This window comes from Dactylosporangium sp. NPDC005555 (assembly GCF_040605635.1).
Classification (GTDB): Bacteria; Actinomycetota; Actinomycetes; order Mycobacteriales; family Micromonosporaceae; genus Dactylosporangium.
Map to the genome: position 1 here is coordinate 92,630 of NZ_JBEXDG010000013.1, position 16,364 is coordinate 108,993.

The 16,364-nt window shown below is 73.9% G+C and carries 16 protein-coding genes; 15 read left to right on the forward strand and 1 reads right to left on the reverse strand.

What is annotated here, in order from left to right; translation table 11 throughout:
- Positions 1-68 precede the first annotated feature (68 nt).
- From ABZS58_RS17295 to ABZS58_RS17305, 3 genes are all read left to right on the forward strand, one after another.
- Entirely contained in the window at positions 69-1,511 is a 1,443-nt protein-coding gene (locus tag ABZS58_RS17295) for an MFS transporter (RefSeq protein WP_354782427.1), read from the forward strand.
- 457 nt (positions 1,512-1,968) lie between these two features.
- A complete protein-coding gene (locus tag ABZS58_RS17300; protein WP_354782665.1) occupies positions 1,969-2,337 on the forward strand; it encodes a hypothetical protein in 369 nt (122 codons plus the stop codon).
- 48 nt (positions 2,338-2,385) lie between these two features.
- Positions 2,386-3,159: a GNAT family N-acetyltransferase gene (locus ABZS58_RS17305; protein WP_354782429.1), complete on the forward strand. Its 774-nt coding sequence runs from the start codon at positions 2,386-2,388 to the stop codon at positions 3,157-3,159.
- A 147-nt stretch (positions 3,160-3,306) separates the two neighbouring features.
- Here ABZS58_RS17305 and ABZS58_RS17310 read toward each other — a convergent pair whose 3' ends face one another.
- On the reverse strand, positions 3,307-4,590 hold the full coding sequence (locus ABZS58_RS17310) for an ATP-binding protein (RefSeq protein WP_354782431.1): 1,284 nt from the start codon (positions 4,588-4,590) through the stop codon (positions 3,307-3,309).
- Positions 4,591-4,740: 150 nt separating this feature from the next.
- Here ABZS58_RS17310 and uraD point away from each other — a divergent pair, with 150 nt between their 5' ends.
- The 12 genes from uraD (at position 4,741) to ABZS58_RS17370 (ending at position 16,221) form a co-directional block, all read left to right on the forward strand.
- A complete protein-coding gene (uraD, locus tag ABZS58_RS17315) occupies positions 4,741-5,220 on the forward strand; it encodes a 2-oxo-4-hydroxy-4-carboxy-5-ureidoimidazoline decarboxylase (protein ID WP_354782433.1) in 480 nt (159 codons plus the stop codon).
- Positions 5,217-5,507: a hydroxyisourate hydrolase gene (locus tag ABZS58_RS17320; RefSeq protein WP_354782435.1), complete on the forward strand. Its 291-nt coding sequence runs from the start codon at positions 5,217-5,219 to the stop codon at positions 5,505-5,507. The genes uraD and ABZS58_RS17320 overlap by 4 nt, the downstream gene beginning before the upstream one ends.
- Positions 5,508-5,510: 3 nt before the next feature.
- The gene (gene pucL / locus ABZS58_RS17325; RefSeq protein ID WP_354782437.1) at positions 5,511-6,359 is read left to right on the forward strand and encodes a factor-independent urate hydroxylase; all 849 of its coding nucleotides are present in this window, start codon (positions 5,511-5,513) and stop codon (positions 6,357-6,359) included.
- Complete coding sequence (locus ABZS58_RS17330) at positions 6,347-7,198, forward strand: FAD binding domain-containing protein (protein WP_354782439.1); 852 nt, start codon at positions 6,347-6,349, stop codon at positions 7,196-7,198. The genes pucL and ABZS58_RS17330 overlap by 13 nt, the downstream gene beginning before the upstream one ends.
- Complete coding sequence (locus tag ABZS58_RS17335; RefSeq protein WP_354782441.1) at positions 7,189-7,647, forward strand: (2Fe-2S)-binding protein; 459 nt, start codon at positions 7,189-7,191, stop codon at positions 7,645-7,647. Before ABZS58_RS17330 ends, ABZS58_RS17335 begins: the two co-directional genes overlap by 10 nt.
- Entirely contained in the window at positions 7,644-8,990 is a 1,347-nt protein-coding gene (locus ABZS58_RS17340; RefSeq protein WP_354782443.1) for an 8-oxoguanine deaminase, read from the forward strand. Before ABZS58_RS17335 ends, ABZS58_RS17340 begins: the two co-directional genes overlap by 4 nt.
- Positions 8,987-11,239: a xanthine dehydrogenase subunit D gene (pucD, locus tag ABZS58_RS17345; protein WP_354782445.1), complete on the forward strand. Its 2,253-nt coding sequence runs from the start codon at positions 8,987-8,989 to the stop codon at positions 11,237-11,239. Before ABZS58_RS17340 ends, pucD begins: the two co-directional genes overlap by 4 nt.
- Positions 11,239-12,387: a hypothetical protein gene (locus tag ABZS58_RS17350; RefSeq protein ID WP_354782447.1), complete on the forward strand. Its 1,149-nt coding sequence runs from the start codon at positions 11,239-11,241 to the stop codon at positions 12,385-12,387. The genes pucD and ABZS58_RS17350 overlap by 1 nt, the downstream gene beginning before the upstream one ends.
- Positions 12,384-13,694 (forward strand): allantoinase AllB, encoded by a 1,311-nt coding sequence (gene allB, locus ABZS58_RS17355; RefSeq protein ID WP_354782449.1) that lies wholly within the window; start codon positions 12,384-12,386, stop codon positions 13,692-13,694. The genes ABZS58_RS17350 and allB overlap by 4 nt, the downstream gene beginning before the upstream one ends.
- Positions 13,694-14,641, forward strand: a complete 948-nt coding sequence (alc, locus tag ABZS58_RS17360; RefSeq protein ID WP_354782451.1) for an allantoicase — start codon at positions 13,694-13,696, stop codon at positions 14,639-14,641. The genes allB and alc overlap by 1 nt, the downstream gene beginning before the upstream one ends.
- Positions 14,642-14,718: 77 nt before the next feature.
- Entirely contained in the window at positions 14,719-15,225 is a 507-nt protein-coding gene (locus ABZS58_RS17365; RefSeq protein WP_354782453.1) for a flavin reductase family protein, read from the forward strand.
- 333 nt (positions 15,226-15,558) lie between these two features.
- Positions 15,559-16,221: an SDR family NAD(P)-dependent oxidoreductase gene (locus tag ABZS58_RS17370; protein ID WP_354782455.1), complete on the forward strand. Its 663-nt coding sequence runs from the start codon at positions 15,559-15,561 to the stop codon at positions 16,219-16,221.
- Positions 16,222-16,364: the final 143 nt, after the last annotated feature.

Sequence of the window (16,364 nt, forward strand, 5' to 3'; positions counted from 1 at the left end):
CATCAACATTAAATGCGTCCGCAACTAGTGCGTGGACATTGAATGCACGCGCATCTAGTGTCCGTCGGGTGACTACGACCCTCCCGGCCCCGAGCACGACCAACGCGCCGGAGACCCACGCGATGATGACCCCGCGACTGTGGGGAGTCCTCGCGGTGCTCTGCGCCGTGCTGTTCCTCGACGGCCTCGACGTGTCGATGGTGGGCGTCGCCCTGCCGTCCATCGGCGCCGAACTCGGCCTGTCGACCACCTCGCTGCAGTGGATCGTCAACGGGTACGTCCTCGGGTACGGCGGCCTGCTCCTGCTCGGCGGGCGCACCGCCGACCTGCTCGGCCGCCGCCGCGTCTTCCTCGCCGCGCTCGGCGTCTTCGCCGTCGCGTCCCTCGTCGGCGGGCTCGTCGACGACGGCACCCTGCTCATCGCCACCCGCTTCGTGAAGGGCCTCGCCGCCGCGTTCACCGCGCCGACCGCCCTGTCGATCCTCACCACCACGTTCCACGAGGGGCCGGCCCGCAACCGCGCGTTGTCGGTCTTCTCCGTCTTCGGCGCCAGCGGCTACAGCTCCGGGCTCATCCTCGGCGGCCTGCTGACCAGCGTCGGCTGGCGGTGGACGTTCCTCATCCCGGTGCCGCTCGCCCTCGCCGCGCTGGTCGCGGGCTACGTCCTCATCCCCAGGGATGAGCCGGCCTCCGACGGCGGGCACGACCTTGCCGGCGCCGCGACCCTCGTGGGCGGCACGCTCCTCGCGGTCTACACCGTGGTGTCCGCGCCCGACCGGGGCTGGCTCGACCCGGTGACGCTCGCGTCCGTCGTCGTCGCCGCCGCGCTGCTGGCCGGCTTCGTCCTCGTCGAGCGGCGCGTCGCGCACCCGCTCATCCGCCTGGGCATCCTGCGGAGCGGTTCGATCGTGCGGGCCAACCTGAGCATGGTCGCCCTCTTCGGCTCATACCTGAGCTTCCAGTTCATGATGACGTTGTACCTGCAGGGCGTGCTGCACTGGTCGCCGCTGCGCATGGCACTGGCCCTGTTGCCCGCCGGCCTCCTCGTCGCGTTCGGGTCGCCCTTCGTCGGCCGGCTCATCGACCGGCACGGCACGCCGCGCCTCATCGTCGCCTCGATGCTGTCGATGAGCCTCGGCTACGGCTGGTTCCTGCTCACCGCCGGCGGCGCGCCGCACTACCTGCTCGCGATCCTGCCGGCGATGCTGCTGCTGGGCGGCGGGTTCGCGTTCGGCTTCAGCTCCATCATGGCCCAGGCGACCGACGGTGTCGCCGACGCGGAGCAGGGTCTCGCCTCAGGTCTGGTACAGAGTTCCGGCCAGGTCGGCGCGGCCCTCATCCTCGCGGTGGTCACCGCCCTCGTCGCCACCGGCGGCGCGGGAGCCGGCGACTTCACCCAGTTCCACCCCGGCGTCAACCTCGTCACCGGCGTCGCCCTCGTGGGCCTGGCGCTGAGCCTCGCGCCGGTCCTCGCCCGGCCCCGAAACGCGAGGCGGGGCAGGCACGCGTGATGCGACACTGTCGCGCGTGGTGAAGGCATACGGCATCGGCCCGGCAGGCGGCGAGTTCGTCCGGGCCGATGCCGGCTGGCCGGAGGCGCTCACGGAGGTGTGCGGGCACACCGCCGGCTCCGCCGTGTACGACCTGGACAGGACGGCCCTCGACCGGCTCGTCGACCGTTCGGATCCGCACGACGCGGCGGCGCTGCGCTGGCTCGCCGGCGGCCCCGTCGTGGCCGTCCTGATCGATGACCTCACCGCCCCGGCGATCGCCACGCTCGACGCTCCGGCTGCCGTCCCGCCCGCCGCGCCCGCCGCAACTGGCGCCCTGCGGCTCGCGCCGGCGGGCCCCGCCGCCGCGCCTACTGCCTCGCCGTGCGCCGCGCCCGCTTCGCCCGCCGCGCCCGCTTCGCCTGCCGCGCCCGCCGCGCACGGCGACGCGGCGGTGGTCAGGCTCGTGGCGCACCTGCTGCACGGGAGGGTCGAGAACGCGGACGGCACCACCACGCTGTGGCGTCCCGTCGGGCCGCAGGAGCTGCGGCTGGTCGAGGCCGCCGGACGGCGCCGCTGGCCGCCGCGCCTGCCGGACCAGCCGATCTTCTACCCGGTCCTCAACGAGGCCTATGCCGTGCGGATCGCCCGCGAGTGGAACGTGCCGGCGGCCGGGACGGGGCACGTGACGCGCTTCCGGGTCGCGACGGCGTTCGCCCGGCGGTACGTCACCAGGCGGGCCGGTGGCGGAAACGTCCTCGAACTGTGGATCCCGGCGGAGGACGTCGACGCCGTCAACGCGCACCTCGTCGGTGAGATCGAGGTCGTCGGCACGTACACCGGCTGACGCCGCAAACCGCTTGCACGCCGCTCCACGAAGGTGTGGTCTTGGGACGTGGACCCCCAGCAGGTGCTTGCGCTGTTCGACCGGAAGATCCGTCAGGAGCCCGGCGCCGACGCCGGCTCCGTCGTGGAGCGGGAGCCCGGCATCGTGCGGGTCGTCTCGTCGAGGGACGGCTGGCACGGCATCTCCTGGTGCGACCTGCACGGCCTCGACGCCGACGCGGTCATCGCCGCGCAGATCCAGCGGTTCGGCCGGGTCGGTCAGCCGTGGGAGTGGAAGCACTACTCCCACGACCGCCCCGCCGACCTGCCCGAGAGGCTCATCGCCGCGGGGTTCGAGCCCGACCCGGTCGAGGGTCTGCTCTTCGCCGAGGTCGCCGACCTTCCGCTGGACGTGTCCCTCCCGCCGGGGACGACGCTGCGACCCGTCACCGACGCGGCCGGTGCCGACCTCCTCGTCCGGGTGCACGACGAGGTCTTCGGCGGCGACCACTCGCGGATCGGCAAGGACCTCCTCGCCCGGATCGCCGACCGGCCCGGCTCCATCGCCGCCGCGGTCGTCATGGCCGGCGACCGCCCCATCTGCGCGGGGCGCGTCGAGTTCCACGGCGGCACGGAGTTCGCCGGCCTGTGGGGCGGCGGCACCGTCGCCGACTGGCGCGGCCGCGGCGTGTTCCGGGCCCTCGTCGCGCACCGGGCGGCCCTCGCCGCCGCGGCCGGCTACCGCTACCTGCAGGTCGACGCGTCCGCCGACAGCCGGCCCATCCTCCAGCGGCTCGGCTTCCTGCAACTGGCCACCACGACACCGTTCGTCCGCAATCCCTGAGTACCACCCGGGGGCACGGAGCCCGCCGCGCCGCGACAGGACGTGAGCCGGGCATGCGCGGCGCCGGGTCCTGACGCACCGGGTGGAGGGTCGGCGGCGGAATGCGGCCGGTGGCAAGGCCGGGCCGGGCGCGCGGAGCGCCGTGGGTCAGGGGCTCGGGCGTACACCTGCCAGAACGGCAAGCAGATCGGCCTGGGTGATCGGGGACGGTGGGCGGCCGTGGCGGGCCTCGTGCATCGCCTTGTCGAGCTGGGTGCGGCGGAGGACCTCCTTGAAGTCGGCGCCGGTCAGGCCGGTGGAGGCGGACGCGAGGGCCTGCACGTCGATGTCGTCGGCGAAGAGGCGGAAGCCGCCGACCTCGTGGCGGGCGATGAGGCGGCGCAGGAGCTTCGTGAAGATGTCGGCGCGGGCGGACGGGCCCGGGGGTGGGACCGCCAGCTTCAGGTCGAAGCGGCCCGAGCGGATGAGGGAGGCGTCGACGCGGTCGGGGAAGTTGGTGGTGGCCACGACGATGACGTTGGGGTTGTGCTCGATGAGGGTGTTCATCTCCTGCTTGAAGATGCCCGCCACCGCGTTGATCATCTGGCCGGCGGCGTCGAAGGCGGCGCCGGTGTAGCTGATGATGGAGTCGAACTCGTCGAAGAGCAGGACGGTCGGGTGGCGCAGGCGGCGGGCGTCGGCGAAGATCCGCTGGATGTTCTTCTCGGAGTTGCCCACCCACTTGTCGAGGATCTCCGGGGTGCGGATCTCGCGCAGCTCGCCGCCGATCTCGTTGGCGAGAGCCCGGGCGAGCATCGTCTTGCCGGTGCCGGGCGGGCCGTAGAGCAGGATGCCCTGCGGCCGGGTGGCGCCCCAGCGGGCCATGACCTCGGGGTGGCGGAACGACACGGCCACGTCGCGGAACTGCGCGACGACCTCCTCCAGGCCGCCGACGTCGTCGAGCCGGACGGTCTCGGAGCCGCCGTCGGTCAGCTCGGCGACCTGCGGCGCGGGACTCACGGTGACGGGGCCGGTCGCGCCGGTCAGGTCCATCACGGCGAACACCAGCGACGGCAGGTCGGCGGAGCGCAGGACCAGGTCGGGGCCATCTTCGGCGACGGTCACGGTCGGGTCGGGCACCGTCGTGGGGCGCTCCCGGGCGGTGCGGGCCAGGCCGACGGCGATGACCGCGCCGAGCACCGCGCCGGGCAGGCCGAGCAGGCGGAACAGCGCCCCGCCCGCGGCGCCGCCGACGAACGCGCGGGCGATGCCGGGCAGGCTGACCGAGTTGCGCGACCAGCGGGCCGTGTACCCGTCGGCGTCGGCGGTCAGCGACACCCCGCGGTCGGGCAGGTCGTGGCCGATGGGGCCGGCGGTGATGAGGTGCGCGTCGATGATGCGCAGCGAGCGGCCCGACACTTCGACGAGCTCGATCTCCGGTCGCAGCTGCATGCTTCGAGTCTGCCACGCAGGAACGGAACCAGCAGCCTGGAGAAGCTGCTGAGAAGCTGCTGGCCGGGACGGACAAAAAGGGGATACTGGACAGGTCTAGACATGAAACATCTCCGGAGTAGGGTGCCGGAGATAGGTGAGAGGGGGGCCATGCTCGACCGGTTCAACGGTCTGCCGCCCGCTGCGGCGCAGGAGGCACTGCTGGCCTGCTGCGCTTCCCCCGGCTGGGCCGCCAGGGTGGCCGACCACCGCCCGTATCCCACATCCGCCGACGTCGTCGTCACCGGCGTCGCCGAGTTCGACGCGCTGACCTGGCAGGACCTGGCAGGTGTCCTCGCCGCGCATCCCCGCATCGGCGAGCGCCCCGCCGGCGACAGCACCGAGGCCGCCTGGTCGCGCCGCGAGCAGGCGCGTGTCGAGGGCGCCGACGAGGAGCTCGCCATGGCCAACCGGGCCTATGAGGAACGCTTCGGCCATCTGTTCCTCGTCTTCGCCAGCGGCAAGACGGCGACCGAGATCCTGGCCGCGGCGCGCGGCCGGCTCGGCAACGACGAGGAGACCGAGCGCCGCGTCGTCCGCGGCGAGCTGCGCAAGATCGTGGAGCTGCGCCTGGAACTGCTCGTTACATGAGTTTCTCCACGCACGTCCTCGACACCTCCAGAGGTCTGGCCGTCGCCGATGTTCCGGTGCGGCTCGAGACCCCGTCGGGTGCGCACGAGGGGGTGACCGACGAGGACGGCCGGTGGCGTCACGACGCGCCGCTCGAAGCCGGGCGGCACCGGCTCGTCCTCGCCACCGCGTTCGCGTCGGACTTCTTCCCCGAGGTCGCGATCGTCTTCACCGTCGCCGACGAGCGGCACCATCACGTGCCGCTGCTGCTGAGCCCGTTCGGATACTCGACCTACCGGGGGAGCTGAGCCGTGCCGACCTTCTCGCTCGGACCCAACCAGTACGGCAAGGCCGAGACCCGCATCGTCCGGGTGACCCGCGGGCCGGGCGGCGACGGGCTCACCGACCTCAACGTCAGCGTCGCCCTGCGCGGCGACCTCGCCGCCAGCCACCTCACCGGCGACAACGGGGCCGTCCTGCCGACCGACACGCAGAAGAACACCGTCTACGCGTTCGCCCGCGAGCACGGCATCGACGACATCGAGTCGTTCGCGACCCGGCTCGCCCGGCACTTCGTCGAGTCGCAGCCGAGCATCCACGGCGCGCGGGTCACCGTCGAGCAGTATCCGTGGCAGCCCGTCGACGGCAGGCACACGTTCCGCCGCGACGGCGGCGAGATCCGCACCGCGCGGGTGCACTTCGACGCGAGCGGCACCCAGGTCGTGTCCGGGGTCCGTGACCTGGTGCTGCTCAAGACGACCGGCTCGGAGTTCCACGGCTACGTCAAGGACGCGTGGACGACGTTGCCGGAGACCCGTGACCGGATCCTCGCCACCAGCGTCAACGCCGCCTGGCGGCACACCGGCGCGTCCTTCGGGGACGCCCGGGCGGCCCTCATCGCGGCGTTCGCGGACACGCACAGCCTGGCGCTGCAGCAGACCCTGTTCGCCATGGGTTCCGCGGTACTGGCGGCGTGCCCCGAAGCGGTCGAGGTCAAGCTGTCGCTGCCGAACCGGCACCACTTCCTGGTCGACCTGACCCCGTTCGGGCTCGACAATCCCGACGAGGTGTATTTCGCCGCCGACCGGCCCTACGGGCTGATCGAAGGCACCGTCCGGCGCGACGACGACGTCGCCGAGGAGGTCGTGTGGAGTTTCTGAGACCGTCCACCTGGGACGAGGCCCTCGCCGCGAAGGCCGAACACCCCGGCGCGGTGCCGATCGCGGGCGGCACCGACGTCATGGTCGAGCTCAACTTCGACCGCCGCCGCCCGCCCGCCCTGCTCGACCTGACCCGGGTCGCGCCGCTCACCGAGTGGGCCGCAGACGGCGACCGGCTGCGGGTCGGCGCCGGCGTCACGTACCGCAGGATCATCGACGAGCTCGGCAAGCGCCTGCCCGGCCTGGCGATGGCGGCCAGGACCGTCGGATCGCCGCAGATCCGCAACCGCGGCACGGTCGGCGGCAACCTCGGCTCGGCCTCACCCGCCGGCGACGCCCACCCGCCGCTGCTGGCCGCCGGGGCCGAGGTCGAGGTCGCCTCGGTCCGCGGCGCCCGCACCGTCGCCGTCGCGGAGTTCTTCCAGGGCCCCAAACGCAGCGTCCTGGCGCCCGACGAGCTCATCGCCGCGTTCCTCGTGCCGCCGGCGGCCGGGCCGCAGCAGTTCGCGAAGGTCGGCACCCGCAACGCGATGGTCATCGCGGTCTGCTCGTTCGCCCTGACCCTCGACGCCTCCCGGCGCCGCGTCGGCACGGGCATCGGCTCGGCCGGACCGACGCCGCTGCGCGCCACCGAGGCGGAGTCCCTGTCCGCCGAACTGCCCTGGGACGATCCGGCGCCGCTGCCGGAAGCCCTGATCCGGCGCTTCGGCGAGCTCGTCGGGGCCGCCGCCCGGCCGATCGACGACGTGCGCGGCAGCGCCGCTTACCGGCGGCACGCCCTCGCGGTCCTCGGCGGCCGCACCCTGCGCTGGGCCTGGGAGGAGCACCGATGCGCGTGAACCTGACCGTCAACGGCGAACCCCGGCAGGCCGACGACGTCTGGCCGGGGGAGAGCCTGCTGTTCGTGCTGCGCGAACGCCTCGGCCTGCCCGGCGCGAAGAACGCCTGCGAGCAGGGCGAGTGCGGCTCCTGCACCGTCTACCTCGACGGCACCCCGGTCTGCGCGTGCCTCGTCGCCGCCGGCCAGGCCGAGCACCGCGACGTGCGGACCGTCGAAGGCCTCCCGGGCGCCGGAGGGCTCGATCCGGTGCAGCGGGCGTTCCTCGACGCCGGCGCGGTCCAATGTGGATTCTGCACGCCCGGGCTCGTCGTCGCCGTCCACGACCTCCTCGCCCGCAACCCCGCACCCAGCGACCCCGACATCCGCGAGGCGCTCGCCGGGAACCTGTGCCGCTGCACCGGCTACGAGAACATCGTCGCCGCGGTGAGACTGGCGGCCGGCGCGTGATCGTCATCGAGCACTGCGCGGTGGCCACCGTCGACGGCGCGGGCACCGAGTACGCCGACGGGCACATCGCGGTCGAGGGCAACCGGATCGTCGCCGTCGGACCCGGTCGCTACGAGGGCGCGCCGGGCGCGACCCGGGTCGACGGCACCGGCTGCCTCGCCACCCCGGGCCTCGTCAACACCCACCACCACCTATACCAGTGGGCGACCCGCGGCTACGCGCAGCAGGACATCCTCTTCGGCTGGCTCAAGGAGCTGTACCCGGTCTGGGCCCGCATCGACGCCGGCGTCGTGCACGCCGCCGCCACCGCCGGCCTCGCCCAGCTGGCGCTGTCCGGCTGCACGACCAGCACCGACCACCAGTACGTGTTCCCCCGCGACGGCGGCGACGTACTCGCCGCGGAGATCGACGCCGCAGCGTCCGTCGGGCTGCGGTTCCACCCGTGCCGCGGGTCCATGGACCTGTCCGTCAAGGACGGCGGGCTGCCGCCCGACGCCGTCGTCGAGGACACCGACGCCGCGCTCGCCGCGACGAAGGACGCCATCGACCGCTTCCACGACCCGTCGCCCGGCGCGATGGTGCGGATCGCGGTCGCGCCCTGCAGCCCGTTCTCCGTCACGCCGCGGCTCATGCGCGAGGCCGCCGAGCTGGCCCGCGCCGAGGGCGTCCGGCTGCACACGCACCTCGCCGAGACCGTCGAGGAGGAGGCGTACTGCCGCGAGGTCCACCGTTGCACGCCCGTCGACTACGCCGAGTCGCTCGGCTGGCTCGGCGGCGACGTGTGGCTCGCCCACGCCGTGCACCTCGACACCGACGCGATCGCGAAGCTCGGCGCGACCGGCACCGGCGTCGCGCACTGCCCCAGCTCCAACGGCCGGCTCGGGGCCGGCATCGCCCCAGTCCGTGACCTGCTCGACGCCCGCGTCCCTGTCGGGCTCGGCGTCGACGGCGCCGCCTCGCAGGAGGCCGGGCAGCTCGGCGCGGAGCTGCGGCAGGCGTTGTACCTCGCCCGGCTGCGCGGCGGGCCGGCGGCGCTCACCGCCCGCGAGTCCCTGGCCCTCGGGACCATCGGCGGCGCGCGGTGCCTCGGCCGCGACGACGAGCTCGGCTCCCTGGAGGCGGGCAAGCTCGCGGACATCGCGCTGTGGCGCCTCGACGGGCTCGGGCACGCCGGCATCGACGACCCGGTCGCGGCGCTCGTCCTCGGGCCGCCCGCGCCGCTGCGGCTGCTGCTCGTCGGCGGGCGTGCCGTGGTCCAGGACGGCACGCTGTCCACAGTGGACGAGACGGCGGTGGCGGCCTCCCTCGGCCGCGCCGCCCGCAAGCTCCGGGAGGCCCGATGACGACGTCGCTGCAGGCCGCCAGCGGCATCGGCACGTCGCCGCAGCGGCCCGACGGGACGCTGAAGGTCACCGGCGAGTTCGCGTTCTCCTCCGACCTGTGGGCCGACCGGATGCTGTGGGGCGCGACCCTGCGCAGCCCGCACCCCCGCGCCAGGATCGTCGGCATCGACATCACCGGCGCCGTCGCCACCACCGGCGTCCACGCCGTGCTCACCGCCGACGACGTGCCCGGCGCGAAGCTGTACGGCCTCGAACACCGCGACCAGCCGGTGCTCGCCATGGGGCAGGTCCGCTACGCCGGGGAGCCGGTCGCGATCGTCGCCGCCGACCACCCCGAGACCGCCCGCAGGGCCTGCGCCGCGATCGTCGTCCGGTACGAGGTGCTCCCGCCGGTCGTCGACAGTGTGCTCGCCATGGAGCCGGGCTCGGAGACGGTGCACGACCGTGGGAACCTGCTGCGGCACGTGCCGATCCGCAAGGGCGACCCCACCGCCACCGCCGCCGTCGTGGTGACCGGCGAGTACGAGGTCGGCATGCAGGACCAGGCGTTCCTCGGCCCCGAGTCCGGCCTCGCGATCCCGGCCGAGGACGGCGGCGTCGACCTGTTCATCGCCACCCAGTGGCTGCACGGCGACCTCGGCCAGGTCGCCGACTGCCTCGGCCTGCCGCAGTCGAAGGTCCGGCTCAGCCTCGCCGGGGTCGGCGGCGCGTTCGGCGGCCGCGAGGACGTCAGCATGCAGGTCCATGCGTGCATGCTGGCCCTGCACACCGGCCGCCCCGTGAAGATGGTCTACTCCCGCGAGGAGTCCTTCCACGGTCACGTCCACCGGCATCCGGCGAGGATGTGGTACGAGCACGGCGCCGACCCCGACGGACGCCTGGTGTACGTGAAGGCGCGCATCGTCCTGGACGGCGGCGCGTACGCGTCCACGTCGATGGCGGTCGTGGCGAACGCGACCACCCTCGGCGTCGGGCCGTACACCGTGGACAACGTCACCGTGGACGGCTACGCGGTCTACACCAACAACCCGCCGTGCGGCGCGATGCGCGGCTTCGGCGCCGTCCAGGCGTGCTTCGCCTACGAGTCCCAGATGGACAAGCTCGCCGCCGCGCTCGGCCTCGACCCCGTCGACGTGCGGGTCCGCAACGCGCTCGCACCCGGCGACACCATGCCCACCGGCCAGGTCGTGCGCGGCCCGGCGCCCGTCGCCGACCTGCTCACCCGGGTCCGTGCCGCCGCGCCGCCCCCGGACCGCGGCGGCGACCTGCGGGAGCTGCCCGGCGGCGTGGCCAACACCACCCACGGCGAAGGTGTCCTGCGCGGCGTCGGGTACGGCATCGGCATCAAGAACGTCGGCTTCTCCGAAGGGTTCGACGACTACTCCACCGCCCGCGTCCGCCTGGAGGTCGTCGGCGGTGAGGCGGCCGCCGTCGTGCACACCGCGGCCGCCGAGGTCGGCCAGGGCCTCGTCACCGTCCAGGCGCAGATCGTGCGCACCGAGCTCGGCGTCGACCAGGTCACCGTGGCCACGGCGGACACGAGCATCGGCAGCGCGGGCTCGAGTTCGGCGTCGCGGCAGACGTACGTCACCGGCGGCGCGGTCAAGGCGGCGTGCGAGGCGGTGCGTGCCGCGGTGCTCGCGAGAGCCGGTCGCGACGACCTGTCGCTGATCGGCGGCCGGCTCGTCACACCGTCCGGCGAGGTGGTCGCGGAGCTCGTGGACGTGCTCGGGGACGCGCCGATCGAGCAGACCGTCGAGTGGCGGCACAAACCGACCTTCGCCCTCGACCCGCGGACCGGGCAGGGCGACGCGCACGTGCAGTACGCGTTCGCCGCGCACCGCGCCACCGTCGACGTCGACGTCGAGCTCGGCCTCGTGCGGGTCGTCGAGATCGCCACCGCCCAGGACGTCGGGCGGGCGCTGCACCCGCAGTCGGTCCGCGGCCAGATCGCCGGCGGCACCGCGCAGGGCCTCGGCCTCGCCGTCATGGAGGAGATCCAGGTCGTCGACGGGCTCATCCGCAACCCGTCGTTCACCGACTACCTGATCCCGACCATCCTCGACGTCCCGCCGATGCACATCGACGTCCTCGAGCTCGGCGACCCTGAGGCACCCTACGGCCTGCGCGGCGTCGGCGAGCCACCCACCATCTCGTCCACCCCGGCGATCGTCGCCGCGATCCGCGCCGCGACCGGCCTCGCGCTCAACCGCGTCCCGGTCCGGCCCGAACACCTGACGGGGACCTGATGGGACTCACCGACCTCGACCTCGAAGAGCTCGTCGCCAGCGCCGAGCACGCCGGCGTCCCCGCGCCGCCGGGGGCCGTGACCCGCCGCCCGGTGCACACCTGCTACGTGCCCGCCGACCGCTTCACCGCCACCACGGCGGCGGACTGGGGTGCCGCCGCGCTCGCGTCGATCGCGGACGGGCTGCCGGACTTCCCGGCGTCCATTGTGGACATGGTACGGGCGAAGCTCGCGGCCGAGCCGGTCGAGGACCTCCGCGTCGACTTCGAGGACGGCTACGGGGTGCGCCCCGACGACGCCGAGGACGCCGACGCCCTCGCCGCCGGTGCCGCCCTGCGAGCCGCGCCGACACCCTTCAGCGGGCTGCGCGTCAAGAGCCTCGAACCGGCGACGGTGCTGCGCGCCGCCCGGACCCTCGACCTGTTCCTGTCCGCGCTCGGCCCGCCGCCGCCCGGCTTCGTCATCACCGTGCCGAAGCCGACGGTGCTCGCCAACGTCGACACCGCCGTGCTGCTGTGCCGGCAGCTGGAGCACGCGCACGGCCTGCGGGAGGGCCGGCTGCGCCTCGAACTGCAGGTCGAGACGCCACAGGCGGTCCTCGGCGCCGACGGCACGTCCCCGCTGCCGCGGATGATCCTCGCCGGGCAGGGGCGGGTCTGCGGGCTGCACTACGGCACGTACGACTACAGCACCGCCCTCGGCGTCGCCCCCGCGCACCAGGCCCTCGACCACCCCGTCGCCGACCACGCGAAGTCCGTCATGCAGGTCGCGGCCGCAGGCACCGGCGTCCACGTCGCGGACGGCTCCAGCAACATCCTCCCGGTCGGTGACGCCGCCGCCGTCCACGCCGCCCGGCAGCTGCACGCCCGGCTGGTCCGGCGCTCCCTCGAACGCGGCATCAACCAGGGCTGGGACCTGCACCCGGCGCAGCTGCCGACCCGCTACGCGGCCACGTTCACCTTCTACCTCGACGGGCTGCCCGAGGCCCGCCGCCGCCTCGACGCGTATCTGTCCCGCCGCGACAGCGGCATCCTCGACGAGCCCGCCACCGCCCGCGCCATCGCCCGTTTCCTGCTCCGCGGTGTCCACTGCGGGGCACTCTCGGCGTCGTCCGCGGGGCGGCCCATCGAGGAGCTGGAGGCATTGTGACGTTCACGCTGCGCTCGCGGCAGGTGTATCTCCCCGACGGGCCGCGGCCGGCGACCGTTACCGTCCACGAAGGACGGATCTCGGCGGTCGGCGACCACGACGCCGGCTTCGACCCCGCCGTCGACCAGGACCTCGGTGACCTCGTCCTGCTGCCGGGCCTGGTCGACACGCACGTGCACGTCAACGAGCCGGGCCGCACCGAATGGGAGGGCTTCGCGACCGCGACCCGGGCCGCGGCCGCCGGCGGCGTCACCACCATCATCGACATGCCGCTCAACTCGCTGCCGCCGACGACGACCGTCGCCGCGCTCCGGGAGAAGCAGGCCGCGGCGACCGGCCAGTGCTTCGTCGACGTCGGCTTCTGGGGCGGCGCGATCCCCGGCAACGCCGGCGACCTGCCCGCGCTGCACGACGCCGGGGTGTTCGGCTTCAAGAGCTTTCTCGCCGACTCCGGCGTCCCCGAGTTCCCGCCGCTGGACCGTGACGGGCTCGCCGCCGCGTTCGGATCCGTCGACGCGCTGTTCGTCGTGCACGCCGAGGACCCCGGGTATCTGCACGACGCCCACGCGTCCCGCGCCTACACCGACTTCCTCGCGTCCCGCCCGCCGGTCGCCGAGGTCACCGCGATCGGCACCGCGCTCGCCGCGGCGGCGGCCGCCGGCACCCGCGTCCACATCCTGCACCTGTCGGCCGCCGACGCGCTGCCGATCCTGCGCCGGGCCGCCGCCGACGGGGTCCGGGTCACCGCCGAGACGTGCCCGCACTACCTCACCCTCGACGGGCTCGCCGTCCCCGACGGCGCCACCGAGTTCAAGTGCTGCCCGCCGATCCGTGACGCCGTCAACCAGGACGGGCTGTGGGCAGGGCTCGCCGACGGCACGATCTCGATCGTCGTGTCCGACCACTCGCCCAGCACACCCGACCTCAAACGACGCGAGAGCGGGGACTTCGCCGCCGCGTGGGGCGGGATCGCGTCGCTGCAGCTCGGGCTCAGCGCCGTCTGGACCGAGGCGCAGGACCGCGGCTTCACCCTCGCCGACGTCGTGCGGTGGATGGCGCAGGGACCGGCCGACCTCGTCGGGCTGTCCCGGAAGGGGCGCATCGCGCCGGGCGCCGACGCGGACCTCGTCGCGTTCGCGCCCGATGAGCCGTTCGTCGTCGACGCGACCGCCCTGCACCACCGGCACCCGGTCACGCCCTACGCCGGCACCGTGCTGCGCGGGGTCGTCCACGGCACGTGGCTGCGCGGGGAGCGGGTCGGCGACACTCCACACGGGACGTTCCTACGGCGGGAGGACCAACACTGATGGCGTTCGTGGATCTGCCGGACCTGGCGTCCAGGGTGCTCGGCGGGGGTGTCGTCGACGCCAACGACGAGTTCTTCGCCGCCCGCGACAACCTCGTCAACCCGGAGCCGTCCACGTTCGAGACGTGGACGTTCGGCCCCAAAGGGAAGGTGTACGACGGCTGGGAGACCCGCCGGCGCCGCACCCCGGGCCACGACTGGGCGGTCGTGCGGCTCGGCGCACCCGGCGCGGTGCACGGCGTCGTCGTCGACACCGCCCATTTCACCGGCAACTACCCGCCGCACGTCTCGGTCGAGGGCTGTGCGGTCCCCGGCCACCCCGCACCCTCGGCGCTGACCGGATGGTCCCCCCTCGTGCCGAAGTCTGCGGTGCGGGGGGACACGCGCAACCTCTTCGAGGTGACCGACCATCGGCGGGTCACCCACGTGCGGCTCAACATCTTCCCCGACGGGGGCGTCGCCCGGCTGCGCGTCCACGGCGTCGTCGAACCGGACCCGGCACTGCTGCACGGCATGACGGTCGACCTCGCGGCCCTGGAGCTCGGCGGGCTCGTCGTCGACTGCAGCAACCGCTTCTACGGCTCGGCCAACAACCTCATCCTGCCCGACCGGGCCCGTGTCATGGGCGAGGGCTGGGAGACCGCCCGCCGCCGCGACGACGGCAACGACTGGGTCCTCGTGCGGCTCGCCGCGACCGGGACGATCCGGCTCGCGGAGCTCGACACCACGCACTTCAAGGGCAACGCTCCGGGCGCGGCGACGCTGCGCGGTACCGTCGACCCCTCCTCGGAATCGGCGTGGTTCGATCTGCTGCCCCGCGTCGACCTGCAGCCCGACACGAGGCACCGCTTCCGCCTCGACAGTGCCACCCCCGCCACCCACGTGCGCCTCGACGTCTTCCCGGACGGCGGGATGGCGCGCCTGCGGCTGTTCGGGGAGGCCGTCTGACAGCGGTGGTCGCATCGTGGACCCCCGGGTAAGGTTCACCTGACACCGGCTGGGTTCCGTCGTTTCGGGGAGGACGGGTGACGGCTACCGCGATCGACTCCGGGCTGTTCCGGCGGGTGCTGCGACGTCACGCGGCGGCCGTGGTCGTGGTGACGGCGCCCGGCGATCCGCCGACGGGATTCACCGCCACGTCGTTCACGTCCGTGTCGCTGGACCCGCCGCTGGTCTCGTTCTGCGTGGGCACCGCCGCGTCGGTGTGGCCGGCGGTCCGCGGCGCCGGGCTGGTCGCCGTGCACGTGCTCACCGCCGGTCAGGAGCCGGTCGCCCGGACCTTCGCCGCGCGGGGGACCGACCGGTATGCCACGCATGCCGCCGAGGGTGGCACCTGGACCGCGGGCCCCGGCGGCGTGCCGATCCTGGACGGCGTCCTGGCGGTGCTCATCTGCGAGGTCGTCAACCACGTCGAGGCCGGCGACCACGTCATCGTCGTGGCGTCGCCGGTGCACGCCGACCACCACGCCGACAGCTCCGCGACGCCGCTGGTGTACCACGACGGCACGTACACGGCGCTCGGGGCGCTGTAGGCGGCCGGGCCGGCTTCAGCCGGCCGGGCCAGACCTCGGCGGCGACGCGGCGGAAGTCGCCGCCCAGGATCGCGGTGACGGCGTCCGCCGGGTAGCCCTTCGCCTTCAGGGCCGTCTCCACCCGCAGCAGGCCCTCCGGCGGCATCAGCTCGATCGGGCCCCAGCGGGTGTAGCTCTCCGGGAACAGGTCCGGGTTCCCGGTCAGCTCCAGGGCGAGGTCCTCGGTGTCGAACGAGAAGTCGCTGGCGATGCCCGCCCCTCCGTCGCGCCCTGTCAAGATCGCCGCGGTCGGCCGGGGTGCCGGGACGGCCGGGCGATGGTTACGCTCGGCGGGTGCGGCGTGCCCTGGTGGTCGGCAACAGTGACGGTATCGGTCTGGCTCTCACGCGGCGGCTCGCCGCCGAGGGGTGGAGCGTCATCGGGGTGTCCCGCAGCCCGCACGAAGGGGTCGTGCAGCACGTCGTGGACGTCACCGCCGACGCGTTTCCCCAGGTGCTCGCCGGGATCGGGCCGGTCGACCTGTGCGTCTACGCGGCCGGCGTCGGGGAGATGTTCGACCCTGCCGGCCTCGCGGCGCAGACCAGGACCCTGGAGGTCAACCTGATCGGCGCGGCCAGGACGGTGCAGAGCGTCGTCCCCGGCATGCTCGCCGCGGGCTCCGGGCACTTCATCGGGCTTTCGAGCCTCGCCGACGTCCTCATCTCCGGTGACGCACCCGGATACGCCGCGTCGAAGGCCGGGCTCACCTCCTACCTGCTCGGGCTGTCCGCCGCGCTGCGCCCCCACGGGGTCGCGGTGACCGTGGTCAGGTTCGGGTTCGTCGACACGAAGATGGCCAAGGGCTCCGCGAAGCCCATGCTCGTCAGCGTCGACCGTGCGGTGGACGTGCTCATGCAAGCGGTTCGCAGCCGCCGGCCGGTCGTGTCCTACCCGAGGAGGATGTCGGTCGCCGCCCGCGCGCTCCGCCTGGTCACCAGGGTCACGCTCAAACGCTGATCCGCGGCGGCTGAGCAGCGGTCGGTCGACGCCCGGGTCGGGGAGCCGCCGCGCCCACGCCGGGTCCGCATCGTCAGGGTGGGCGGCGGCCCGGGCGAGGACGAGGTCGCGGTGGCGTGGCCGCCGGTGCGGCGGGGGACGGG